General features: G+C 71.3%; 25 protein-coding genes. 14 read left to right on the plus strand and 11 right to left on the minus strand.

What is annotated here, in order from left to right; translation table 11 throughout:
- The first annotated feature begins 132 nt into the window (after positions 1–132).
- On the plus strand, positions 133–453 hold the full coding sequence (gene fdxA / locus ACWDGI_RS03520) for a ferredoxin (protein ID WP_007495984.1): 321 nt from the start codon (positions 133–135) through the stop codon (positions 451–453).
- 154 nt (positions 454–607) lie between these two features.
- Complete coding sequence (locus ACWDGI_RS03525; protein ID WP_450754891.1) at positions 608–1,702, plus strand: bifunctional succinyldiaminopimelate transaminase/glutamate-prephenate aminotransferase; 1,095 nt, start codon at positions 608–610, stop codon at positions 1,700–1,702.
- 141 nt (positions 1,703–1,843) lie between these two features.
- Here ACWDGI_RS03525 and ACWDGI_RS03530 read toward each other — a convergent pair whose 3' ends face one another.
- Together ACWDGI_RS03530 and ACWDGI_RS03535 are read right to left on the minus strand one after the other, a co-directional pair.
- Positions 1,844–2,341 carry an ATP-binding protein gene (locus tag ACWDGI_RS03530; RefSeq protein ID WP_450754893.1) on the minus strand — a complete coding sequence of 166 codons (498 nt, stop codon included), beginning with the start codon at positions 2,339–2,341 and terminating at the stop codon, positions 1,844–1,846.
- Between the two features lie 281 nt (positions 2,342–2,622).
- The gene (locus ACWDGI_RS03535) at positions 2,623–3,630 is read right to left on the minus strand and encodes a heavy metal transporter (protein WP_450754895.1); all 1,008 of its coding nucleotides are present in this window, start codon (positions 3,628–3,630) and stop codon (positions 2,623–2,625) included.
- A gap of 93 nt (positions 3,631–3,723) precedes the next feature.
- Between ACWDGI_RS03535 and dapE the strand changes: the two genes are divergently transcribed.
- Positions 3,724–4,803: a succinyl-diaminopimelate desuccinylase gene (dapE, locus tag ACWDGI_RS03540; RefSeq protein ID WP_450754897.1), complete on the plus strand. Its 1,080-nt coding sequence runs from the start codon at positions 3,724–3,726 to the stop codon at positions 4,801–4,803.
- A 104-nt stretch (positions 4,804–4,907) separates the two neighbouring features.
- Positions 4,908–5,666, plus strand: coding sequence for an LOG family protein (locus tag ACWDGI_RS03545; RefSeq protein WP_450754899.1), 759 nt, complete (start codon positions 4,908–4,910; stop codon positions 5,664–5,666).
- Positions 5,667–5,735: 69 nt separating this feature from the next.
- Here the strand turns inward: ACWDGI_RS03545 and folP are convergent, their stop codons facing one another.
- Positions 5,736–6,596 carry a dihydropteroate synthase gene (gene folP, locus ACWDGI_RS03550; RefSeq protein ID WP_450754901.1) on the minus strand — a complete coding sequence of 287 codons (861 nt, stop codon included), beginning with the start codon at positions 6,594–6,596 and terminating at the stop codon, positions 5,736–5,738.
- A 164-nt stretch (positions 6,597–6,760) separates the two neighbouring features.
- Between folP and ACWDGI_RS03555 the strand changes: the two genes are divergently transcribed.
- Entirely contained in the window at positions 6,761–7,120 is a 360-nt protein-coding gene (locus tag ACWDGI_RS03555; RefSeq protein ID WP_450754903.1) for a DivIVA domain-containing protein, read from the plus strand.
- A 14-nt stretch (positions 7,121–7,134) separates the two neighbouring features.
- On the plus strand, positions 7,135–7,722 hold the full coding sequence (locus ACWDGI_RS03560; RefSeq protein WP_450755298.1) for a DNA-3-methyladenine glycosylase I: 588 nt from the start codon (positions 7,135–7,137) through the stop codon (positions 7,720–7,722).
- Positions 7,723–7,812: 90 nt separating this feature from the next.
- Here the strand turns inward: ACWDGI_RS03560 and chcB are convergent, their stop codons facing one another.
- On the minus strand, positions 7,813–8,616 hold the full coding sequence (gene chcB / locus ACWDGI_RS03565; protein ID WP_450754905.1) for a 2-cyclohexenylcarbonyl CoA isomerase: 804 nt from the start codon (positions 8,614–8,616) through the stop codon (positions 7,813–7,815).
- Positions 8,617–8,995: 379 nt separating this feature from the next.
- On the opposite strand from chcB, the gene ACWDGI_RS03570 reads away from it, so the two are divergent.
- Entirely contained in the window at positions 8,996–9,163 is a 168-nt protein-coding gene (locus tag ACWDGI_RS03570) for a DUF3117 domain-containing protein (protein ID WP_004950282.1), read from the plus strand.
- An 87-nt stretch (positions 9,164–9,250) separates the two neighbouring features.
- On the opposite strand, the gene ACWDGI_RS03575 is transcribed toward ACWDGI_RS03570, so the two are convergent.
- A complete protein-coding gene (locus ACWDGI_RS03575) occupies positions 9,251–9,949 on the minus strand; it encodes an O-methyltransferase (RefSeq protein WP_351745689.1) in 699 nt (232 codons plus the stop codon).
- A 274-nt stretch (positions 9,950–10,223) separates the two neighbouring features.
- Between ACWDGI_RS03575 and sigE the strand changes: the two genes are divergently transcribed.
- The 4 genes from sigE (at position 10,224) to ACWDGI_RS03595 (ending at position 13,478) form a co-directional block, all read left to right on the plus strand.
- A complete protein-coding gene (gene sigE / locus ACWDGI_RS03580) occupies positions 10,224–10,898 on the plus strand; it encodes an RNA polymerase sigma factor SigE (RefSeq protein ID WP_450754907.1) in 675 nt (224 codons plus the stop codon).
- Positions 10,895–11,851: an anti-sigma factor family protein gene (locus tag ACWDGI_RS03585; protein ID WP_450754909.1), complete on the plus strand. Its 957-nt coding sequence runs from the start codon at positions 10,895–10,897 to the stop codon at positions 11,849–11,851. Before sigE ends, ACWDGI_RS03585 begins: the two co-directional genes overlap by 4 nt.
- Positions 11,852–12,139: 288 nt before the next feature.
- Positions 12,140–12,580 (plus strand): sec-independent translocase, encoded by a 441-nt coding sequence (locus ACWDGI_RS03590; protein ID WP_450754911.1) that lies wholly within the window; start codon positions 12,140–12,142, stop codon positions 12,578–12,580.
- 226 nt (positions 12,581–12,806) lie between these two features.
- Positions 12,807–13,478 (plus strand): hypothetical protein, encoded by a 672-nt coding sequence (locus ACWDGI_RS03595; RefSeq protein WP_450754913.1) that lies wholly within the window; start codon positions 12,807–12,809, stop codon positions 13,476–13,478.
- Positions 13,479–13,629: 151 nt separating this feature from the next.
- Here the strand turns inward: ACWDGI_RS03595 and ACWDGI_RS03600 are convergent, their stop codons facing one another.
- Genes ACWDGI_RS03600 through ACWDGI_RS03610 form a run of 3 tightly spaced genes read right to left on the minus strand, consistent with a single transcriptional unit; the run spans position 13,630 to position 16,679 of the window.
- On the minus strand, positions 13,630–14,763 hold the full coding sequence (locus ACWDGI_RS03600) for an Mrp/NBP35 family ATP-binding protein (protein WP_450754915.1): 1,134 nt from the start codon (positions 14,761–14,763) through the stop codon (positions 13,630–13,632).
- Between the two features lie 43 nt (positions 14,764–14,806).
- Complete coding sequence (locus ACWDGI_RS03605; protein WP_450754917.1) at positions 14,807–15,394, minus strand: DUF1003 domain-containing protein; 588 nt, start codon at positions 15,392–15,394, stop codon at positions 14,807–14,809.
- A complete protein-coding gene (locus ACWDGI_RS03610; RefSeq protein ID WP_450754919.1) occupies positions 15,384–16,679 on the minus strand; it encodes a magnesium transporter MgtE N-terminal domain-containing protein in 1,296 nt (431 codons plus the stop codon). Before ACWDGI_RS03610 ends, ACWDGI_RS03605 begins: the two co-directional genes overlap by 11 nt.
- 199 nt (positions 16,680–16,878) lie before the next feature.
- Here ACWDGI_RS03610 and ACWDGI_RS03615 point away from each other — a divergent pair, with 199 nt between their 5' ends.
- Positions 16,879–17,610: a hypothetical protein gene (locus tag ACWDGI_RS03615; protein WP_450754921.1), complete on the plus strand. Its 732-nt coding sequence runs from the start codon at positions 16,879–16,881 to the stop codon at positions 17,608–17,610.
- Between the two features lie 415 nt (positions 17,611–18,025).
- On the opposite strand, the gene ACWDGI_RS03620 is transcribed toward ACWDGI_RS03615, so the two are convergent.
- Together ACWDGI_RS03620 and ACWDGI_RS03625 are read right to left on the minus strand one after the other, a co-directional pair.
- Positions 18,026–18,538 (minus strand): hypothetical protein, encoded by a 513-nt coding sequence (locus tag ACWDGI_RS03620; protein ID WP_450754923.1) that lies wholly within the window; start codon positions 18,536–18,538, stop codon positions 18,026–18,028.
- A gap of 9 nt (positions 18,539–18,547) precedes the next feature.
- Complete coding sequence (locus ACWDGI_RS03625) at positions 18,548–19,678, minus strand: magnesium and cobalt transport protein CorA (protein ID WP_450754925.1); 1,131 nt, start codon at positions 19,676–19,678, stop codon at positions 18,548–18,550.
- A 486-nt stretch (positions 19,679–20,164) separates the two neighbouring features.
- Here ACWDGI_RS03625 and ACWDGI_RS03630 point away from each other — a divergent pair, with 486 nt between their 5' ends.
- Complete coding sequence (locus tag ACWDGI_RS03630; protein WP_450754927.1) at positions 20,165–20,761, plus strand: suppressor of fused domain protein; 597 nt, start codon at positions 20,165–20,167, stop codon at positions 20,759–20,761.
- Positions 20,762–20,804: 43 nt separating this feature from the next.
- Here the strand turns inward: ACWDGI_RS03630 and ACWDGI_RS03635 are convergent, their stop codons facing one another.
- A complete protein-coding gene (locus tag ACWDGI_RS03635) occupies positions 20,805–22,040 on the minus strand; it encodes an MFS transporter (protein ID WP_450754928.1) in 1,236 nt (411 codons plus the stop codon).
- Positions 22,041–22,212: 172 nt separating this feature from the next.
- Between ACWDGI_RS03635 and ACWDGI_RS03640 the strand changes: the two genes are divergently transcribed.
- Positions 22,213–22,854 (plus strand): DUF6758 family protein, encoded by a 642-nt coding sequence (locus ACWDGI_RS03640; RefSeq protein WP_450754930.1) that lies wholly within the window; start codon positions 22,213–22,215, stop codon positions 22,852–22,854.
- Positions 22,855–22,856 lie beyond the last annotated feature (2 nt).

A 22,856-nucleotide genomic window follows, 5' to 3' on the forward strand; every position in this document is an offset into this window, starting at 1 on the left:
TCACCCCTCCTGTTCGGATCATGCCCGAGAACGGAGATACTAGGTGCGGGCATCGACGACGCCGCGCTCCCGCGCGCCAGGCGGCGGAGCCTACGGAGGCCCGCCAGCGCCCAATCGAGGAGGAACGACAGCGTGACCTACGTCATCGCGCAGCCTTGTGTCGACGTGAAGGACAAGGCGTGCATCGAGGAGTGCCCGGTCGACTGCATCTACGAGGGCCAGCGGTCCTTGTACATCCACCCGGACGAATGCGTTGACTGTGGTGCCTGTGAGCCGGTCTGCCCGGTCGAGGCGATCTTCTACGAGGACGACACTCCGGAGGAGTGGAAGGACTACTACAAGGCCAACGTCGAGTTCTTCGACGAACTCGGCTCTCCCGGCGGCGCCAGCAAGCTGGGCCTCATCGAGCGCGACCACCCCTTCGTCGCCGCGCTGCCCCCGCAGGCCGAGTAAGCCGTACCGGCGGCCAGGCCGAGTAACCCGTAACGGCGGCCCGTCGCACCACCGTGCCGCCTCGGTCCCGTACGGCCTGATCGCACCCGATCGGCGCCTGCGGGACCGAGGCGTTTGCCGTACCGGTCGTACCGAAGAAAGTGAGCCAGTGACCGTGTCCGCAGTATCCGACCGTCTGCCCACCTTCCCCTGGGACAAGCTGGAGCCGTACAAGAAGACGGCGGCGGCGCACCCGGACGGCATCGTCGACCTCTCGGTCGGCACCCCGGTGGACCCGGTCCCCGACCTGATCCAGAAGGCCCTGATCGACGCGGCCGACTCGCCCGGCTACCCCACGGTCTGGGGCACCCCGGCACTGCGCGACGCGATCACCGGCTGGGTCGAGCGCCGCCTGGGCGCCCGTGACGTCACCCACCGCCACGTCCTGCCGATCGTCGGCTCCAAGGAACTCGTGGCCTGGCTCCCCACCCAGCTGGGCCTCGGCCCCGGGGACAAGGTCGCCTACCCGCGCCTCGCCTACCCGACCTACGAGGTCGGCGCCCGGCTGGCCCGCGCCGAGTACGAGGTCTACGACGACCCGCGCGACCTGGACCCGGCGAACCTGAAGCTGCTCTGGCTGAACTCCCCGTCCAACCCGACGGGGAAGGTACTGGCCAAGCAGGAACTCACCGAGATCGTCGCCTGGGCCCGCGCCCACGGCGTCCTGGTCTTCTCCGACGAGTGCTACCTCGAACTGGGCTGGGAGGCCGACCCGGTCTCGGTCCTGCACCCGGACGTGAACGGCGGCTCGTACGACGGCATCGTGGCCGTGCACTCCCTGTCCAAGCGGTCCAACCTGGCGGGCTACCGCGCGGCCTTCCTGGCCGGCGACCCGGCGGTCCTCGGCCCCCTCCTGGAGATCCGCAAGCACGGCGGCATGATGACGTCGGCACCGACCCAGGCGGCGGTGGTGGCGGCCCTGTCCGACGACACGCACGTCCAGGAACAGCGCGAGCGCTACGCGTCCCGTCGTACGGCCCTCCGCGCGGCCCTGCTCTCCCACGGCTTCCGCGTCGAGCACAGCGAGGCGAGCCTCTACCTGTGGGCGACGAAGGACGAGTCCTGCTGGCAGACGGTCGCCCACCTGGCCGAACTCGGCATCCTGGTGGCACCGGGCGACTTCTACGGCACGGCGGGCGAGAACTTCGTACGCGTGGCCCTGACGGCGACGGACGAGCGCGTTCGAGCGGCCGTATCGCGGCTCGCCTAGAACAAACCGGTGCCGGAGCGTCCCGTCAGGGGCGCGGGGAACCGCGCGAACAACCCCCACCGGCCCGCACGCGACACACGACGAGAAGGGACCCGGAGCGGCGAACCCCGGGTCCCTTCTCACACCACCGGCGCTGCGGCGTCAGCCGCCCAGCGGCAGGCCCTTGACCGGCAGGCCGCCCTTGGTGAGCCCCTGCGTCGGCAGGCCGCCCTTGGTGAGCCCCTGCGTCGGCAGCCCGCCCTTGGTGAGCCCCTGCGTCGGCAGCCCGCCCTTCGTCGCCGTGGCCGCCGTCTCACCGAGCAGCCCACCGGCGGAGCCGGCCGCGTCGCCGGCGGCGTGCTGCACCACCGGCGCCGCCACCTTGACGGCCTTGCCGCCGGTCTTGCCCGCGGCCGGCAGCGCCGACTCGACCGTCCTGCCACCGGTGTGGCCGACGGTCCCGGTGACGTTCTGCGCCGCGGCGTCGGCGGTGTTGCCGACGCTCGCTCCGTCCAGCGCGGTCAGGCCCCCCAGGTTGGGGGTGGTGGCCGGCAGACTCGGGGCCGCGCTGGCGGAGCCGGCCGCACCGACCCCGGCAGCCGCTCCCGCTGCGACGAGCAGCGCGGCACGGGCGATCCGGCGGGTCAGAGGGAGGGACATGATGCTCCATTCGACGGGAGGGAACGTGATCGCCGTGACTACCGCTCGAAGCCCGCGAAGGTTGCGGAGGCCCTCGGTAAAGAATTGATAACGCATCGCATTATCGGGTGTGGATAAAAACGGGCAAAGAGTGCCCGGGCCGAGACCTCGCCGTAACCCGAAGAATCCTTACGTCCCCGTGCTCCCAAGGGATTTCGCGCGTGCGCGAGTGACCGTGCGAAAACCTGGGCACAGCATGTATCCGATCGGCCCGGGCCGACCCGCCGGAGTGAAACGCCGAACTACTGCCCGGTTACGATCCGCACCGACCCCGCGGACTTCTCCGCACCGCCCGCGCCCTGTGAACCGGCCGCCGACTGCCACTGGCTTTCGGTGCTCCCGGCGGACCACTCGCGGCCGGCGTACGACACCCGCTGGATGTGCAGCGCCGAGGAGTTGGCCACCGCCCAGTGCGCCAGCTGCCAGCCGCGCTCGCTCTCGGTGCGCCCGGACCTGTCGGTCTTCCCGCCCTCCGGCACCGGCACGGTCACGGTCCGCCCGTGTGCCGTGGCGGTCACGCTCGGCGTCGGTGTCGGCGAACTCGCGGACGTGCCGTTCACCTCCGCACCGGCCTCCTCGACCGCGTCCCGCCCGAAGTCCCGTACCAGTGCGGTCCGTACCGCGTCCGGACCCGTCGCCGTGGCCGTCGCCCCGGTGCCGGCCGCCGGGCGCCCGTCGCAGGTCAGCGTGGCCGCCGCCTGCCCGGTCAGGGCGGCCGCGAGCAGCGTGGCGTCGGTCTCGTGCTTGGCGTACGCCTCCGGGTAGCCGCTGCGCTGCACGCGCTGCGCGGCGACCGTCAGGGGCAGGGTCTCGTAGTCGCGCACCTTGGCCAGGTGCGCGTAGAACATGCCCGCCGCGTACGCCGGGTCCAGGATCTGCTTCGAGGTGCCCCAGCCCTGCGAGGGCCGCTGCTGGAACAGGCCCAGGGAATCCCGGTCGCCGTGCTCGATGTTGAGCAGCCCCGACTCCTGGATCGCGGTCGCCAGCGCGATGGCCACCGCCCGCTCGGGCATACCGCGCCCGGTGCCGACGGCGGCGATCGTCGCGGCGTTCACCGCCTGCTCGGGCGTGAACTCGTACGACGCGCTGTCGCTGCGGTCCGAGACGACCTTGCAGCCCTCGGCGCCACCGCCGCCGGTGACGTACTGGACGACCAGATAGGCCGCGACGGCGCACAGAATGAGCAAACCCGACACGAAACGCAGGGCACGGCGGCGACGCGTGGGGCGAGTGGGGGACGGCTCTGGCACGCGTACAACATACTGGAGAGTACGAGCGGCTCAACCCCGGGTGCGGAAGCCTGTGAAACGGCCCGCGCGATGCCGCGCGCTAGGGTCGGGGCCATGGCCGACACCTCGCTTGACCTCACGCTGGACGCCGCCGCGCTGACCGCGCGGCTCGTCGACTTCCCGTCGGAGAGCGGCACCGAGAAGCCGCTCGCGGACGCGATCGAGGCCGCGCTGCGCGCCCTGCCGCGCCTGACGGTCGACCGCCACGGCAACAACGTGATCGCCCGCACGAACCTCGGCCGCTCCGAGCGCGTGATCCTGGCCGGCCACATCGACACCGTCCCGATCGCGGACAACGTGCCGTCCCGGCTGGACGAGGACGGGGTGCTGTGGGGCTGCGGCACCTGCGACATGAAGTCCGGTGTCGCCGTCCAGCTGCGCATCGCGGCCACCGTCCCCGCCCCGAACCGCGACCTGACCTTCGTCTTCTACGACAACGAGGAGGTCGCCGCCCATCTCAACGGCCTCCGGCACGTCGCCGAGGCCCACCCCGAGTGGCTGGCGGGCGACTTCGCGGTCCTCCTCGAACCGTCGGACGGCGAGGTCGAGGGCGGCTGCCAGGGCACCCTGCGCGTCCTTTTGAAGACGACCGGCGAGCGGGCCCACTCCGCGCGCTCCTGGATGGGCTCCAACGCGATCCACGCGGCCGCCCCGATCCTCGCCAGGCTCGCCGCCTACGAGCCGCGCTACCCGGTCATCGACGGCCTGGAGTACCGCGAGGGCCTCAACGCGGTCGGCATCTCCGGCGGGGTGGCCGGCAACGTCATCCCCGACGAGTGCGTGGTCACCGTCAACTTCCGGTACGCCCCGGACCGTTCCGAGGCGGAGGCGATCGCGCACGTCCGCGAGGTCTTCGCCGACTGCGGGGTCGAGGAGTTCGTGGTCGACGACCACAGCCCCGGCGCGCTGCCCGGCCTCTCGCACCCGGCCGCGGCCGCCTTCATCGAGGCGGTCGGCGGTACCCCGATGCCCAAGTACGGCTGGACCGACGTCTCCCGTTTCTCCGCCCTCGGCGTCCCGGCGGTCAACTACGGGCCCGGCAACCCGCACTTGGCGCACAAGCGGGATGAAAGGGTGGAAACCGGCAAGATCCTGGCAGGTGAGAAGCGGCTGCGCGCCTGGCTGACCGACTGAGCCACACGGCGGCGCTTCGCACCGGACATGCCGACGTCCCGCGCCGGTAACCCGGGTGGATCTACGCTGGGGCGGATACACCTGCAAGCGGAGGGAGCGCACATATGCCTACCGGGAACCCCGAGGGGAAGAAGGTGCCGCCGGACGAGCAGCGCCTGGGACCGGTCCTCCGACGGCGCGGTCAGGTGACCGCGAGCACGACGGACCAGCGTCTGCTGGACGCGGGCGGCCCCTCCGACTGGGTCCACACGGACCCCTGGCGGGTGCTGCGCATCCAGTCGGAGTTCATCGAGGGCTTCGGCACGCTCGCCGAACTCCCCGCCGCGATCAGCGTGTTCGGCTCGGCACGGACGCCGGTGGACTCGCCGGAGTACGACGCGGGCGTGCAGCTGGGCCGGGGCCTGGTCGAGGCCGGCTGGGCGGTCATCACGGGCGGCGGACCCGGCGCGATGGAGGCGGCCAACAAGGGCGCCCTCGAGGCGGGCGGCGTCTCGGTCGGCCTCGGTATCGAGCTGCCCTTCGAGCAGGGCCTGAACGCCTACGTCGACATCGGCCTGAACTTCCGCTACTTCTTCGTGCGGAAGATGATGTTCGTCAAGTACGCGCAGGGCTTCGTCGTGCTCCCCGGCGGCCTCGGCACCCTCGACGAACTCTTCGAGGCGCTCACCCTCGTCCAGACGCAGAAGGTCACCCGCTTCCCGATCGTGCTGTTCGGCAGCGCGTACTGGGGCGGCCTGGTGGACTGGCTCAAGAACACCCTGATCGCCCAGGGCAAGGCGAGCGAGAAGGACCTGCTCCTGTTCCACGTCACGGACGACGTGGGGGAGGCGGTGGCTCTGGTGTCGAAGGAGGCGGGCCGCTAGGACCGGTCGCCTCCCGCCCGCCCACTCGACTCGCTCTGCCGAGAAGTCGGGGTCCGAGCCGCCAGGACGCTACGCCAGCCCCCGCCGGGCGACCGCCGGGGGCCGGTGGCCCGCGATCGACGCCACCATGTCCAGGACCTGCCGGGTCTCCGCCACCTCGTGGACGCGGTACACCTGCGCACCCAGCCACGCCGACACCGCCGTCGTCGCCAGCGTGCCGATCACGCGCTCCTTCACCGGCCGGTCCAGCGTCTCGCCCACGAAGTCCTTGTTGGACAGGGAGACCAGCACCGGCCATCCCGTCTCGACCATCTCGCCCAGCCGCCGCGTCGCCTCCAGGCTGTGCCGGGTGTTCTTCCCGAAGTCGTGCCCGGGATCGATCATCACCGACTCCCGGGGCACCCCCAGCGCCACGGCCCGCTCGGCCAGCCCCAGGGTCACCCGCAGAATGTCGGCCACCACGTCGTCGTACGTCACCCGGTGCGGCCGCGTCCGCGGCTCCGCCTCGCCCGCGTGCGTGCACACCAGCCCCACCCGGTACCGCGCCGCGACCTCCGCCAGCCCCGGATCGACCCCGCCCCACGCGTCGTTCAGCAGATCCGCCCCGGCCTCGCAGACCGCCTCCGCGACCGACGCCCGCCAGGTGTCCACGCTGATCACGACCTCCGGGAACCGCCGGCGCACCTCCGCCACGAACCCGACGATCCGCCGCGACTCCTCCTCGGCCGAGACCTCCTCGCCCGGCCCGGCCTTCACCCCGCCGATGTCGATGATCGCGGCCCCCTCGGCGATCGCCTGCTCCACGCGCGCGAGGGCGGGCTCGTCGTGGAAGGTCGCCCCCTGGTCGTAGAAGGAGTCCGGGGTCCGGTTCACGATGGCCATGATCACCGGTTCGTGCGGCGCGAATTCCCGCTTGCCCAGCCTGAGCATCGCCTGTGACCTCTCGTAGTAAGTCCCTCGGTACGACCGCCTGCGCCCCTGACTGTCAGACTCGCATGGCACGATCGGACACAGACACATTCGACACCGAGCACACTAAGCGCACTCGGCACCCACGAGTGCGCCGAGCTTCATCGAGCCTGGGGGCCACCGCGATGGTTATGTTCCTGTTCCTGGTCGTCGCGCTCGCGGTCGTGGTCGCCGCGGTCACGCTCTCCGTGGTGAGCGGCGGCGAGAGCGGCCCGCTGCCCGAGGTGGCGCCCGAGCGCTTCCAGGACCCGCTGCCCCCGGACCGCCCGGTACACCGCGCGGACGTCGAGAGCCTCCGCTTCCCGCTCGCCCCGCGCGGCTACCGCATGGCGGACGTCGACGACGCGCTCAGCCGCCTCGGCGCCGAACTCGCCGAGCGCGACGCCCGGATCGCCGACCTGGAGTCCGCACTGGCCGGCGCCCAGGCCGCGCCGCACGCCAGGCACACCTCGTTGACCAAGCCCGAGCCGGAGGACCGGCCGTGACCGACCCGAACGACCTGACCGCCGGCGCGGCCGTGGCCGGGCCGGACGGCAGGCTGCGCTGCCCCTGGGCCCTGTCCACCGAGGACTATGTGGCGTACCACGACGAGGAGTGGGGCCGCCCGGTCCACGGCGACGACGCCCTCTACGAACGCCTGAGCCTGGAGGCGTTCCAGTCGGGACTCTCCTGGATCACGATCCTCCGCCGCCGCCCCGGCTTCCGGGCCGCCTTCGCCGGCTTCCGCATCGAGAAGGTCGCCACGTTCACGGACGAGGACCGGGAGCGGCTGCTGGCGGACCCGGGCATCATCCGCAACCGATTGAAGATCGACGCGACGATCGCCAACGCGAAGGTCCTGGCGGAGTGGGAACCGGGCGGGCTGGACGAGCTGATCTGGTCGTTCGCCCCGGAGCCGGGTACGTACCCGGCCCCGCGGACCATCGCCGACGTACCGCCGGTGACCCCGGAGTCGACGGCTCTGGCCAAGGCCCTGAAGAAGCGGGGCCTGCGCTTCATCGGTCCGACGACGGCGTACGCCCTCATGCAGGCGTGCGGCCTGGTGAACGACCATCTCGAAACCTGCGTGGCCCGACAGACCCCGTGAGGGACAGTGCCCCGTGAGGGGCGCGGGGCCGCATCGATGTGCGGCTCCGCCGCGCGGGCGCGCTGAGCCCCCACGCACCCCCCACCAAGGTCACCGCCCCAAGTACTTCGGCTTCTCCTTGTTCACGAACGCCTGGACGGCGATCCCGTGGTCCTCGGAGGCCCCGGCCCGAGCCTGCAGCTCGTCCTCCTTGTCGAGCGTCTCGTCGAGGGAGTGGTCAAGCCCGTAGGCGACGGCCTCCTTCAGCGCCGCGTACGCCACGGTCGGTCCTTCGGCCAATTTCCGGGCGACCTTCTCGGCCTCGTCCCGCAGCTCGGCCGAGGGCACCAGCTTGTTCGCGATGCCCAGCTCGTACGCGTCCTGCGCGCTGATGCTCCGCGGAAAGAGCAGCAGGTCGGCGGCGCGCCCCGGCCCCACGACCCGCGGCAGCGTCCAGGACACCCCGGAGTCCGCGGTCAGCGCGACCCCCGCGAACGACGTGTTGAAGGCCGCCGTATCGGCGACCACGCGGTAGTCGGCGGCCAGCGCGAACCCGAGACCGGCACCGGCGGCGACACCGTTCACCCCGGCCACCACCGGCTTCGGTGCCCCGGCCAGCGCCCGCACGATGGGGTTGTAGTGCTCCCGGACCGTCGTCATCGTCTGCCCCGAACCCGTCTCCCGGTCCGACGCGAGCAGCGTGATGTGTTCCTTGAGGTCCTGGCCCACGCAGAACGCCCGGTCCCCGGCGGCCGTCAGCAGGATCGCCCGGACGGCAGTGTCGGCCGCCGCCTCCTGCGCGGCCTCCCGAAGCGCGACCTTCGTCGCGATGTTCAGCGCGTTCATCGCCTCGGGGCGGTTCAGCGTGATCGTCGCGAGTCCGTCGCTCACCTCGTAGAGCACGGTGTCGGTCATGGTGCGTCCCCTCCGTCGTCTCCGTCGTCGCGGCTGACGTACCGCTCGGTACGTCTGCGTCCGAAGGACAGCATGGCGGAGATCGCGGACCGAGGACCGGACCCGTCGTGTGACCTGCGTCAAAGAAAACCGGAGCCTACTCGGTCGGCGTAAGGACGTGGGGCGGCGCAGTATCGCAGTCACATCGCCGAATTGGGTGGTTTTGCTCGCGCGCGTTGCCCAAGCGATGCCGACCGATGTTGGTCATCGGGTCCTGAGATGCGGGATAATGGCTTGGAAGCAATGTGTTCGATGCCGGTGCCGCGTGTCCCGCCAGGATCGCGCGTGCCCTCGTGGGCCGTCGGCAGACGATGAGCTGTTTTCAGGAAGGGGAACCAGCATGGCGGCCATGAAGCCGCGGACGGGTGATGGCCCGCTCGAGGTGACCAAGGAGGGGCGGGGCATCGTCATGCGCGTTCCGCTCGAAGGCGGCGGTCGGCTCGTCGTCGAGCTGACCCCTGACGAGGCCGCGGCGCTCGCCGACGCCCTCAAGAACGTCGTCGTCTGAGGCGTCAGCGACCACACCCTTTCGGCCGCCCCGGCACTGTATGCGGTGCCGGGGCGCAGCCGTACCCCCGGTCCTTCCCCGGCGGGGTCAGCGCTTGACGGCGCAGAGCAGTCCGTCGCCCACCGGCAGCAGCGACGGCACCAGCTCCGGGCTCTCCCGGACCGTGCGCAGCAGCTCGCGCAGCCGCAGCACCTCGGTCGGCTGCGGCCCGGAGTCGACCGTGCGGCCGTTGGCGAAGACGCCCTCGAAGACCACCAGGCCGCCCGGGCGCAGCAGGCGCAACGATTCAGCGAGATAGTCGGAGTACTCCTGCCGGTCGCCGTCGCAGAAGACCAGGTCGTAACCGGCGTCCGCGAGACGGGGAAGTACGTCGAGGGCGCGGCCCGGGATGAAGCGGGCCCGGTTGCTGGCGAAGCCGCAGGCACGGAAGGCCTGCCGGGCGAACTGCTGGTGCTCCGGCTCGGGGTCGACGGTCGTCAGGACACCGTCCGCGCGCATGCCGTGCAGCAGATGCATCCCGGAGACCCCGCATCCGGTACCGATCTCGGCGACCGCCTTGGCGTCCACGGAGGCGGCGAGCAGACGCAGCGCGGCACCCGTGCCGGGCGACACCGAGCGCAGCCCTGCGTCGCGGGCCCGGTCACGGGCCCACCGCAGTGCTTCGTCCTCGGCGACAAAGGCGTCGGCGAACGCCCAGCTCGTCTGCCGGTTGCCGGTAATGACCCTCTCCTGTCCCCGTGGTTGCCTGGGCGTGACTGTATCCGTTGGTGCCGGGAACCCGCAGATGGGACCAGGCGTTTAGAGGGGTGGAAGACAGGGCGGGGGGACACGAATGGATCACGAAGACGAGACGGCGGTCGAGCAACCGCTGATGCGGCCGGATGAGCCGTACCAGCAGAGATCAAATTCTCGTAAAACCGCTTATCCGGTCCTAACGGGCGAGGTGGCTATGGTAGGGGCTCCACTGGACACCACCAGAGCCGACAGGGGAGGTGCGGCCGCACCCGGGGATCGGGGAGGAGCGCTACGGCGCTTCCTCGGATCGGGCAGGCCGAAATCCGTGAACGACACCGCTGCTGACCCCAGCCACGCCGAAGTGCTCGCCATGGGCGAGGACCGGACCGCGACCTTCTCCACCGACGCGGACGGGCAGGCATGGACTCCGCCCACGTGGGAGGAGATCGTCAGCACGCACAGCGGCCGCGTCTACCGCCTGGCCTACCGCCTCACCGGCAACCAGCACGACGCCGAGGACCTCACCCAGGAGGTCTTCGTCCGCGTCTTCCGCTCTCTGTCGACCTACTCGCCGGGCACCTTCGAGGGCTGGCTGCACCGCATCACGACCAACCTGTTCCTCGACATGGTCCGGCGCAAGCAGCGCATCCGCTTCGACGCCCTCGGCGAGGACGCGGCCGAGCGCCTGCCCAGCCGCGAGCCCACCCCGTCCCAGGCCTTCAACGACGCGCACTTCGACGCCGACGTGCAGCAGGCCCTGGACACCCTCGCGCCCGAGTTCCGCGCCGCCGTCGTCCTGTGCGACATCGAGGGCCTGTCGTACGAGGAGATCGCCGCGACCCTCGGCGTCAAGCTCGGCACGGTCCGCTCCCGGATCCACCGCGGCCGTTCCCAGCTGCGCAAGGCCCTCGCGCACCGCTCCCCGGAAGCCCGCAAGTCCGAGCGCCGCTCCTTCGTGCCCCGTGTTCCCGCACTGGGAGGAGGGGGCGCGTCCGCGTGAGTGGTTCACGACCGAAACCCGCCGAGCGTCAGCTCGCCGAGCAGCATCTGGGAGACCGACTCTCCGCCCTGGTGGACGGAGAACTCGGCCATGAGTCGCGCGATCGTGTCCTGGCCCACCTGGCGACCTGTGCCAGGTGCAAGGCTGAGGCCGACGCCCAGCGCGCGCTGAAGAACGTCTTCGCGGAGGCCGCCCCGCCTCCGCCCTCCGAGAGCTTCCTGGCCCGCCTCCAGGGGCTGCCCGGGGGTGGTGACACCGACGGTTCGCCGTTCGGCGGGGGAGGCCCCTCGGGACGCCGATCCGACAGCGGGGTCTTCGGCATGAGCCAGGAGGACCGCTTCGAGTTCGGCTACGTCCCGGCCCACCCGCACGACTCGGCCGTGGCCGCCGGCCGGGGCTTCCGTATCCACCCCGTCGGCCGCCCGGACGCCGACCGCTCCGCCTCGCGCGGCATGCGGTTCGCGTTCGTCGCCGCCGGCGCGGTCTCACTGGCCGCCGTCGCCCTCGGCGGGGTCACCGCCGGCCTGCCCGGCTCCCCGGCCGCCGATGCCCGCAGCGGCACCGGCGGCGGCAGTGTCGCCCCGGCCGGTACGGCGGGCGCGGGCACCGCGGGCGCCGCCGACGCGCAGCGCCGCCGCTCGCTCTCCCCGCTGCTGTCCTCCGGCACCCTGCTCGGCGGCGCCACGACCGCGGCTCCCACCTCTGTCTCCGCGCCGCTGCTGCCCGGGGTGCCCTCCCCGGCCGCCGGCGAGAAGGCGCTGCGTGAGCTGACCGCACCGGTGCTGGCCGGCGCGGCCGCCGTCTCCCCGCTGATACGGCCGCTGACCGCCAACCCGCCGTTCGCCCTCACCTCGTGGACCAGTACGCCCGAGGCGACCGGCGCCGCCCTGCTCGCCGCACCCGTCCCCGACACGACCTCCGCTCCCTCCCCGTCCTCCCGCCCGGCCCGCTGACCACCTGCCGTGCGCGGTGACGCGCGACCCCGGTGGAATCCCGTGCGCAGGCTGGGCCCGGGGCGGCCGTGGTCGGACAGGAACTGACAGAAACGTCACAGCCGGGACCGCGCGTGTGCCCCGACTAGGCAAACAACCCGGAAAACCGGTCGTACACACGCGGTCGGACACCTCGGGACGGTACCGGTCGGACAGGTACGCCGGGTACCGTGGACCCGGCCCGGACCACGGAACACCCGCAACAGCGACCGGAGGGCCGAGGACCGAGGACATCGCAAGGAGCTTCAGGTGTTCAATGACATAGGACCACTCGAGCTGGTGACCATCGTCGTGCTCGCCGTGCTCGTCTTCGGTCCCGACAAGCTCCCGAAGGTCATCCAGGACGTGATGCGGACCATCCGCAAGATCCGGGAGTTCTCGGAGAGCGCCAAGGCGGACATCCGCGAGGAGCTCGGTCCGGAGTTCAAGGACTTCGAGTTCGAGGACCTCAACCCCAAGAACTTCGTCCGCAAGCACCTGGACAGCGACGAGCTGGGGCTGAAGGAGATCCGCAACGGCTTCGACCTGAAGAAGGAGATGGCCGAGGTCACGGACGCGGTGCACAGCCGCGAGGCCGATTCCTCCCCTTCCACGGGTACGGGTTCCGCGGGCGGCCGCATCGACATGACCAAGAAGCCCGAGGACCCCGGCCAGGACGACCGTCCGCCGTTCGACGCGGACGCCACCTGAGCCGTACCGGACACTTGGGCCCGAGCGGCGTACGTGACGCGTTTCATACCGCGTGTGCGCCGCTCACGGCTTGATCCCGCCGCCCGCGCGACCCACGCGCCGGGCGGTTTCGCTGCTGGTCCCAGCGGGGTGGATATGCTGCCGAGTTGTTGTGCGGACCGGACGAGTGCGCCCGAAGGGGGGCGGGCCGCCCCGGACCGACGAGAGCTAGGAGGCGTCCGGGCAGATGGAGACGACAAGTCGGGTGGGCGAACATACGCCGGTCGCGGAGAACGGACAGCAGGTCCCCTCCGCCCGTCGCACGGTCGACGGCTACCTGGAGGCGCCCTTCCCCTGGTACGGCCTCGACGAGGCGTTCACAGGGCCGCGCTGGCTGATGCAGGTGGGTACGGCGGCCGACGGTGCGGTGGAGCACGGGTCGATCGGGCACGGCGACGAGCCGTCGGTGCGGAACGAGCATCTGGCCGCGTCCGTCGGTGAGCCGAGAGAGAAGTTCGCGGTGGTCGTGACCGTCGCGGCGAGTCCGTCCCGGCGGAGCGCCGACGGGACGGGGCTGCTGGAGGCCACGTCGGTCTCGTCGGCCGCGTGGCTGGCGGGGGTCGGGCTGCTGTCCTTCACCTGGCCGGGGCAGATGGACCACAGCCTGCGGGACGACTGGCTGGAGCAGCAGACCGAGACGGCGTGGGAGCTGGCCGACGAGCTGAACGGGCCGGAGTGGTCCACGCTCTCGCTGCCGGTGGACGGGGTGGCCACGCCGTTCCACTACCGGGAGTCGGAGTTCGGGTGGGTGCTCGCCGGGTCCACGTCGCAGGGGGTGCATGTGGGGGCGTACGGCAGGGGGATGTCCGCGTACGGGCTGGGGTTCGCGATGATCAAGGACATCGCCGCGTACGCGTGAGAAAAGGGGCGCCGGTGGTTCGTGGCGCCCCTTCGCCGTAGGGGTCGCGGCGCGTGTGCGACCGCGGTGGTGCGGCCGATCGCGCCCACGCGGCGGAGCCGCCCAGGGGAACAGCCCCGCGCCCCTGAAGGGGCGCGGAGTCCCGGGTCTCTCAGAACTTGTTGCGCGGGGTGATGCCCAGGGACAGACCCGAGAGGCCTCGCTGCCTGCCTCCCAGCTTGCCCGCGATGCCGCGCAGCGCCGCACCCGCCGGGCTGTCGGGGTCGGTCAGGACGACCGGCTTGCCCTCGTCGCCGCCCTCGCGGAGGCGGACGTCGATCGGGATGTTGCCGAGGACCGGGACGTTCGTACCCGTCGTGCGGGTGAGGCCGTCGGCGACCACCTGACCGCCGCCCGTGCCGAAGACGTCGACCATCTCGCCGCAGTGCGGGCAGGGCAGGCCGGACATGTTCTCGACCACGCCGACGATCTTCTGGTGGGTCTGGACCGCGATGGAGCCGGCCCGCTCGGCGACCTCCGCCGCCGCCTGCTGAGGCGTCGTCACGACGAGGATCTCGGCGTTCGGGACCAGCTGGGCGACCGAGATGGCGATGTCACCCGTGCCGGGCGGCAGGTCGAGCAGCAGGACGTCGAGGTCGCCCCAGTAGACGTCCGCGAGGAACTGCTGGAGGGCGCGGTGCAGCATCGGGCCGCGCCAGACCACCGGGGCGTTGCCCGGGGTGAACATGCCGATCGAGATGACCTTCACGCCGTGCGCCGACGGCGGCATGATCATGTTCTCGACCTGGGTGGGGCGGCCGTCCGCGCCGAGCATGCGGGGGACCGAGTGGCCGTAGATGTCGGCGTCGACGACACCGACCTTGAGACCGTCGGCGGCCATCGCGGCGGCGAGGTTGACCGTGACCGAGGACTTGCCGACGCCGCCCTTGCCGGAGGCGACCGCGTAGACCCGGGTGAGGCTGCCCGGCTTGGCGAAGGGCACCTCGCGCTCGGTCTGGCCGCCGCGCAGCGCGGACGCCAGCTCCTTGCGCTGCTCGTCGCTCATCACGTCCAGGGTGACGTCGACGCGGGTGACACCGTCGACCCGGGAGACCGCCTCGGTGACCCGCTGGGTGATCGTGTCCCGCATGGGGCAGCCGGAGACCGTCAGGTACACGGTGACCGCGACCGCGCCGTCCTCCCCGATCTCCACCGATTTGACCATCCCCAGTTCGGTGATGGGTCGGTTGATCTCCGGGTCGTTCACCGTCGCCAATGCCTCGCGCACCGCGTCTTCGCTAGCCATACACACGATGGTACGGCGACGCGCAGGGCCGCTATAACGCCCCTCACCGGTCGTCTACGTCACGCCTCGCCGACCGTTCTGCCGGGAATACGCCGTGGCCGTCCCGTCGCTCCTCCATGTCCTTGAGCAGGTCCAGCAGCTCGGAACGGATCCAGTCCCGGGTCGCCACCTCGCCCAGGCCCATGCGCAGCGCGGCGATTTCGCGGGTCAGGTACTCGGTGTCGGCGATGGAACGCTCGTTCTGCTTGCGGTCCTGTTCGAGGTTGACCCGGTCGCGGTCGTCCTGCCTGTTCTGCGCGAGCAGGATCAGCGGGGCCGCGTAGGAGGCCTGGAGGGACAGGGCCAGGGTCAGGAAGATGAACGGGTACTCGTCGAAGCGGAGCTTGCCGGGCACCGAGATGTTCCACAGCACCCAGAGGATGATCACGAACGTCATCCAGACGATGAACCGCCCGGTGCCCAGAAAACGCGCGATGCGCTCGGAGAGCCGGCCGAAGGCCTCCGGGTCCCACTCGGGCAGGAGCCTGCGGCGCGGCGGGCGCGGCTGGTCCAGACGGGGTCCGCGCGGCCGGGTGGCGGCGGTGGCGCCGGACGGTGTCCGCTCCCGGCCGCCCTCGCGCTCAGGCGCCATGGCTCCCCACCCCCTTGTCCTGCTCCTCCTCGTCCAGGTGGAACTCGGTCTCCCGCCAGTCCTCGGGCAGCATGTGGTCCAGGACGTCGTCGACGGTCACCACGCCCAGCAGCGACCCGGTCTCGTCCACCACGGGCGCCGCGACCATGTCGTACGTGGCGAAGAACCCGGCGATGATCGGCAGCGTGGCCTCGGGGTCGAGCGGTTGCAGGTCGTCGTCGAGGAGTGAACTGACCAGGGTGTACGGGGGGTCGCGCAGCAGGCGCTGGAAGTGGACGGTGCCCAGGTACTTGCCGGTCGGGGTCTCGTCGGGCGGGCGGCAGACGTAGACCTGGGCGGCGAGGGCCGGTGACAGGTCGGGGTTGCGGACCCGGGCGAGGGCGTCGGCGACGGTGGAGTCGGGCCGCACCACGATCGGCTCGGTCGTCATCAGACCGCCGGCGGTGTGCTCCTCGTACGACATCAGCCGCCGCATCTCGGCCGCGTCCGCCGGCTGCATCAGGCTCAGCAGCCGCTCCTTGTCCTCCTCGGGGAGCTCGGCGAGCAGGTCGGCCGCGTCGTCCGGGTCCATGGCCTCCAGGACGTCCGCCGCCCGCTCCTCCTTCAGCTTGCCGAGGATCTCGATCTGGTCGTCCTCGGGGAGCTCTTCGAGGACGTCGGCCAGGCGGTCGTCGTCCAGCGCGGCGGCCACCTCGGCGCGGCGCTTGGCGGAGAGGTGGTGCAGCACGTTGGCGAGGTCGGCGGGGTGCAGTTGCTCGAAGGTGGCGAGCAGGCTCTCGGCGCCCTGGCCGTGCTCCTCCAGGGAGAAGCCGGTGACCTGCGACCAGTCGACGGTGAGCGACTCGCCCCTGGTCCGCCGGAAGGTGCCCGTGCGGCCCTTGCGGACGAAGACGCGGTCGACCTCCCACTCCCGGCGGGCCTGCCGCTGCTGTGCGCCCAGGTCCAGGACGGTGACCTCCTCGCCGGTCTCGACCAGCTGGACGCGGCGGTCGAGGAGTTCACCGAAGACCAGGCGCTCGGTGGGCCGCTGCTCGAAGCGGCGGACGTTGAGCACGCCGGTGCTGATGACCTGGCCGGACTCGATGCTCGTCACCCGGTTCATGGGCAGGAAGATGCGGCGCCGGGTGGACAGTTCGACGACCAGGCCCAGCAGCCGTGGGGGCTTGCGGCCGACGCGGAGCATGACGACGAGGTCCCTGACGCGTCCCACCTGGTCGCCGTTGGGATCGAAGACGGCGATACCGGCGAGGTGCGAGACGAAGATCCGGGGAGCGCCGGCTGCCATGGCTTCGCTTCCTTTTTCTACCGGAGTACCGCTTGGTGACTTTCCTGTCCTTTTCGCCTGCTCGGTGGGGTTCAGGCTAGCCCGTACCGATCGGATACGCCCTGGTGGGCGGTCCGGACGGACTGGCTCCGCCGGGCGGGTGGGGCACCGGTACGCTGCGGTACGCCGTGCCGGACCCGTCAGAAAGGTGGCCCCGTCCGTGACCGCGATTGCTCCGGGCCGTAGCCGTACTCGCCGCGCCGCACTGGTGACCGCGATGTGCGCGCTGGCCCTCCTCACCGCGTGCAGTGAGGATCCGGACGCGGGCACCAACGGGGTGGGCAAGCTGGCCCCGGACGTCATCCAGTCGAAGACCCGTGCGGCGGCGACGTCGGTGGCGACGGTCCGGATGGCGGGGACCGTGGTCACGAGCGGACGTACCTACCAGCTGGACATGCGCCTGAACGCTGACGGCGGGACCGGGTCGGTCACGTCGAAGGGCTCGACCTTCCACCTGCTCCGGGTGGGCGAGACGCTGTACCTGCAGGCCGACGCGGACTTCTGGAACCATGCCGACGGGAGCGACACGAGTGCGGCCGGCTCCCTCGACGGCAAGTACGTGAAGGTTCCGCAGGGCGACCCTTCGTACAAGAAGTTCAGCGGCTTCACGGACAAGGACCTGCTCCTGTCGGGCCTGCTGACCCTGCACGGTTCCCTCTCGACCGACGGCCACCACGAACAGTCGGGCACCCCCACCATCCGCATCGCCGGCGACGGTGGCTCCGGCGGCACGCTGGACGTCTCGCTGAAGGGCAAGCCGTATCCGCTCCGCCTGGAGCGCGCCGGCGGCGCCGGCACCCTCACCTTCACGGACTGGGGCCGGTCCTTCAGCGTCACCGAGCCGAAAAAGGGCGAGACGGTCGACTACGGCAAGCAACTGCCCACGTCGTAGGGGCACCGGGGCGGCGGACGCGCGCGGCCGGCGAGCCACTGGAAGGCGATTCCGCCGGTACCGGATTGGGCCGCGACGGCGCTCGGCCGCGACGCGCTCAGCCGCGACGCGCTCAGCCGCGACGCCGATGCCGGGCTCGGCTCGTGTCGGCGGGGGCCGGGGGTGCTGGGCTCGTGTCGGTGGTGGCCGGGGTGCCGGGCTCGGCTCGTGATGGTGGCTGCGGGTGGTGCCGGGCTCGGCTCGTGATGGTGGGGGCCGGGATGCCGGGCTCGGCCCGTGATGGTGGCTGCGGGTGGCGCCGGGCTCGGCCCGTGTCGGTGGTGGCCGGGGCGGGCTCGGCTCGTGATGGTGGGGCCGGGGGTGCTGGGCTCGTGTCGGTGGTGGCCGGGGGTGCCGGGCTCGGGCCGGGGGCGGGCTACTTGGGCTTTCTGCGCCTTGCGAGGAGCTTCGGCAGGCCCGCCGGGATCGGGTGCCGGGTGGTCGCCGGGGTTGGCGCCGGAGCCTCCGCGAGGCTTCCCGTCGGCATGGGTGTCGTCGCTCCCGTCGGGCGCAGGCGCAGCACCCGGCACTCCCTCGCCCAGCGGTCCGTCATGGCCTCGCCGTCGGGTGCGTTGAGGCGCTTGCCCTTCAGCTCCGCCACCGCCGCGTCCCACTCGGGGGAGCCGGCGGACAGCTCCGTCACCGTCGCCGTCCAGGTCACCAGCCGGCCGCCCTTGTCCTTGCTGCGGACGGTCACCTCGGCCGACCCCCCGTCGGCCAGCCCGGTCAGCGGCTGCTCGCTCCCGTCACCGACCAGGCACACGCCCCCGTCGGCCCAGGCGTGCCACACCGCACGAGCGGCCGGCGCCCCGGCGCCCCGGACCCAGATGAGGCCGGACTTCTTCGTGGCCTCCTCGACGAGGGCCTGGCCGAGCAGCTCGCTTGTCATGCGCTCAGCCTAGAGCCAGCCGTTGCGCTTCAGGGTGCGGTGGATGCCGAGGCAGATGCAGACCGTGATGCCCATGATCACCGGGTAGCCGTACTTCCAGTGCAGCTCCGGCATGTACTTGAAGTTCATGCCGTACACACCGCACACCATCGTCGGTACGGCGATGATCGCGGCCCATGCCGTGATCTTCCGCATGTCCTCGTTCTGCGCCACGGACGCCTGCGCGAGGTTGGCCTGGAGGATGGAGTTGAGGAGTTCGTCGAAGCCGACGACCTGCTCCTGGACGCGGGCGAGGTGGTCGGCGACGTCCCGGAAGTACTTCTGGATGTCGGGGTCGACCAGCCGCATCGGGCGCTCACTGAGCAGCTGCATGGGACGCAGCAGCGGCGACACCGCGCGCTTGAACTCCAGTACCTCACGCTTCAGTTGGTAGATGCGCGCGGAGTCCACACCACGCGAGACCCCGCCCTTGCGGCCGGGCGAGAAGACCTCGGTCTCCACCTCGTCGATGTCGTCCTGCACGGCGTCGGCGACCGCGACGTAGCCGTCGACGACATGGTCGGCGATGGCGTGCAGCACGGCCGAGGGGCCCTTGGCGAGCAGCTCGGGGTCGTCCTGGAGCCGGTGCCGCAGCGCCCGCAGCGAGCCCTGCCCGCCGTGCCGGACGGTGATGAAGAAGTCCCGGCCGGTGAAGCACATCACCTCGCCGGTCTCCACGACCTCGCTGTTGGCGGTGAGCTGGTCGTGCTCGACGTAGTGGATGGTCTTGAAGACGGTGAAGAGGGAGTCGTCGTAGCGCTCGAGCTTCGGGCGCTGGTGGGCCTGTACGGCGTCCTCCACCGCCAGCGGGTGCAGCCCGAACTCGCCCGCGATACCGGCGAATTCGGCCTCGGTCGGCTCGTGCAGGCCGATCCACACGAACCCGCCGTCCCGGCGCACCTGGCGCATCGCCTCCTGCGGCGTCAGCGGCTTGGGCGTCTCCACGCGGGCACCGCCCCGGTACACGGCGCAGTCGACGACGGCCGAGGGCGTACCGGGGTCGCGGGTGGTGTCGTAGGCGCCGGTCTCGGCACGCGGGGTCTTGCGCAGGGAGGGGCGGGTCGGGCGGACCACGGCACGGAGGTCGCGGATCATCGACATGGGCAGGCTCCTTCGCGACAGGCAGCGGAAGACCGCGGCGAACGGGTGGAACTACCCGGAATGGGGACGTCCTGACTGCGGATGTTTGGCACGTCCACAAAGCGGGGAGCACCGCACCGTTGCGGTGGCGACTTCGCTACTGATTCGGATCAGACGAACGGATCCAGACAGATCCGGAACGGACCGGCCAGAGGGATCAGGCAGGCGAAAACGAAGTGCTCTTCCGAACGACAACGCGAACGTGAAGGCGGCAGCCGACCAGTAGACGAAATCAGCGGGCGGAAGAGCGAGTGGTACTGCACGGGTGACTTCGATCCATGACAGCCCCACCTCCTCCAGCCGGTCCCTCGTAAGGGAGTCCTCATGGCGTCGGGGTCTGACCGCGACGCTCTGCGTGCTGCCCCGAACCACCGCGGTCAGAGTAGCAGTAGCCCTCAGTGTCAAGGCGCTGCTTTGCCCGGTACTGACGAGTTCTATGCTCACGACATGGCTGATGTTCTTCCTCTGGTCGAGGCCCGGTTGACCACCGCACTGGGCGAACCGGACGCGCGCGCGGCGGTCACCTTCCTCGGCACGGACCGCATCGAAGTGCTCCGGTTCCAGGAGGATCTCCAGGGCGAGAAGGTCCTGCGCTACGCGACGCTCGGCATGTCGGCGCACCCCATGACCGACCCCACCGCGACGCTCGCGGACCCCGTCAAGGGGCCCCGCGCCGAACTGGTCCTGTCGGTCCGCGCCGGGCTCGCCGAGACCGACAAGGTGCTCCGCGCACTGGCCGTCCTGGCCGCGTCTCCGCAGGTGGAGGGGTTGATCGTGGCGCCGGGCGCGTCGCTGGACGTCGGCGAGCCGCTGTGGCCCGGCGCTCCCTTCACCTCGGTCCTGGTCGGCGAGCCGGGCGGCCTCGTCGAGGATCTGGCACTGGACGAGCCGCTCGATCCCGTACGGTTCCTGCCGCTGCTGCCGATGACCCCGAACGAGGCGGCCTGGAAACGCGTGCACGGCGCCCAGGCCCTTCAGGAGCGCTGGCTGGCCAACGGGGCGGACCTCCGGGATCCGCACCGCAGGTCCGTCCCGCTGGACTGATGCACGAGGGTGAGCAAGCTCACCAAGCACCATTCCGAATCGGTCAGTTGGCGAAGACGGTGACGCCGTCCTCCGTGGCGTGCGACGGCGCCAGCTCCGCCGCCTCGTGCGCGAGCGCGTTCCGTCGTACGAGAACCACCACCGCGCCCAGCACGGCGGTGACCGCCGCCACCACGAACGGGATGTGGATGTCGGTCCACTCCTCGATCTTCGGCGCGAAGTAGGGGGCGGCCGCGGCGGCGAACCAGCGGACGAAGTTGTAGCCCGCGCTCGCCACCGGGCGTGGCGCGTCCGACACGCCGAGGGCCAGTTCGGTGTAGACGGTGTTGTTCACGCCGATGAACGCGCCGGACAGGATCGTGCAGACGATCGCGGCGGTGTGGCTGCCGTAGCCGAGCACGACGACGTCCACGGCGAGCAGCACCAGTGAGCCGCCCAGCACCTTCAGCGAGCCGAACCGCCGCTGCATGCGCGGGGCCACCACCACCGAGAAGAGCGCGAGCAGCACACCCCAGGCGAAGAACACGGCACCCGAGCGGTACGGAGTCATGTCCAGCACGAACGGGGTGAAGGCCAGCACGGTGAAGAACGTGTAGTTGTAGAAGAACGCCGAGGCGGCGACGGAGGCCAGGCCGCCGTGGCCGAGCGCCCGGATCGGGTCGAGGACCGAGGTCCTGCGGGCGGGCCTGGGCTGCTCCTTCAGGAACGCGGTGATGCACAGGAAGCCCACCGCCATCAGGGTGGCCGTGCCGAAGAAGGGGTAGCGCCAGCTGATGTTGCCGAGCACCGCGCCCAGCAGCGGGCCGCAGGCCATGCCGAGGCCGAGCGCGGACTCGTAGAGCAGGATCGCCGCCGCGCTGCCGCCGGCCGCCGCGCCCACGATGACGGCGAGCGCCGTCGAGACGAACAGGGCGTTGCCGAGGCCCCAGCCGGCCCGGAAACCGACGAGCTGGCCGACGGTGTCCGACGTGCCGGCGAGGCCCGCGAAGACGACCACGAACGCGAGGCCGAGCAGCAGGGTCCTGCGGCCGCCGATCCGGCTGGAGACGAAGCCGGTGAGCAGCATCGCCACGGCGGTGATCAGGAAGTACGAGGTGAAGAGCAGGGAGACCTGACTGGTCGTGGCGTCCAGGCCCTTGGCTATGGAGGGCAGGATCGGGTCGACGAGTCCGATGCCCATGAAGGCGACGACGGACGCGCCGGCCGTCGCCCACACGGCCTTCGGCTGTCGCAGGATGCTGCCCGCCCCCGCGTCGAACGGTTCTGCTGACTCTGCCATGCGCTTCCTCCGCCGCTCTCGTCTGCTCACGCCGATTTGGTTGGTGTATACACATAGTAAGTTAGGGCGGCTAATTAATGCAAGATACATCTAACTCCACCCGGTGACCGGTTCCGCCCGGACGGGTGATCGTCCTTGACGTGGGGGATTCCGGGTAGGACCGTGGGGCCCTATGAGGGGCGAACCCAGTTGCCCGAAGTGCGGTGGCCGGGTCAGGGCTCCCGGCCTCTTCGCCGACACCTGGCAGTGCGAGGTGCACGGGACCGTGCATCCGGTACAGCCCGTGATCCCGCCCAGCGTCGAGGCCCTCGATGTCGTGGTGCACCGCACCCAGGTGCCGGTGTGGATGCCCTGGCCGCTGCCGGTCGGCTGGCTGTTCACGGGCGTGGCCTGCGCCGGTGACGACCGCAGCGGTGGGCGCGCGACCGCCGTCGCCTGCTCCGGACCCGCGCCGCTCGGCGGCGTGGGGGAGATGATCCTGGTCGCCGAGGAGCTGGGGGTCGGCCTCGGCGCCCGGTACGCGGGCATCGACGGACCGGATCCCGGGCCCTCGATGGACGTGGAGAAGCCGCCGCAGGCGAAGGTGCTGGCCGCCGGCCGGCCGGCGCCGCTGTGGCATGTACCGGGAGCGCCGGACGACAGGGCCGTCTTCGCGGGCGAGGCCCGCGGGATGTGGCTCTGGGCGGTGGTGTGGCCCGAGCAGACCGGCCTGCTGATGTACGACGAGCTGGTGCTCACGGATCTGCGGGACGCGGGCGCGGAGGTGGACCTGGTGCCCTGCGGGGCGCTGTCGCCGCGCCTGCTGGAGCCCTAGCG

It is taken from the genome of Streptomyces sp. NPDC001220 (assembly GCF_053597895.1).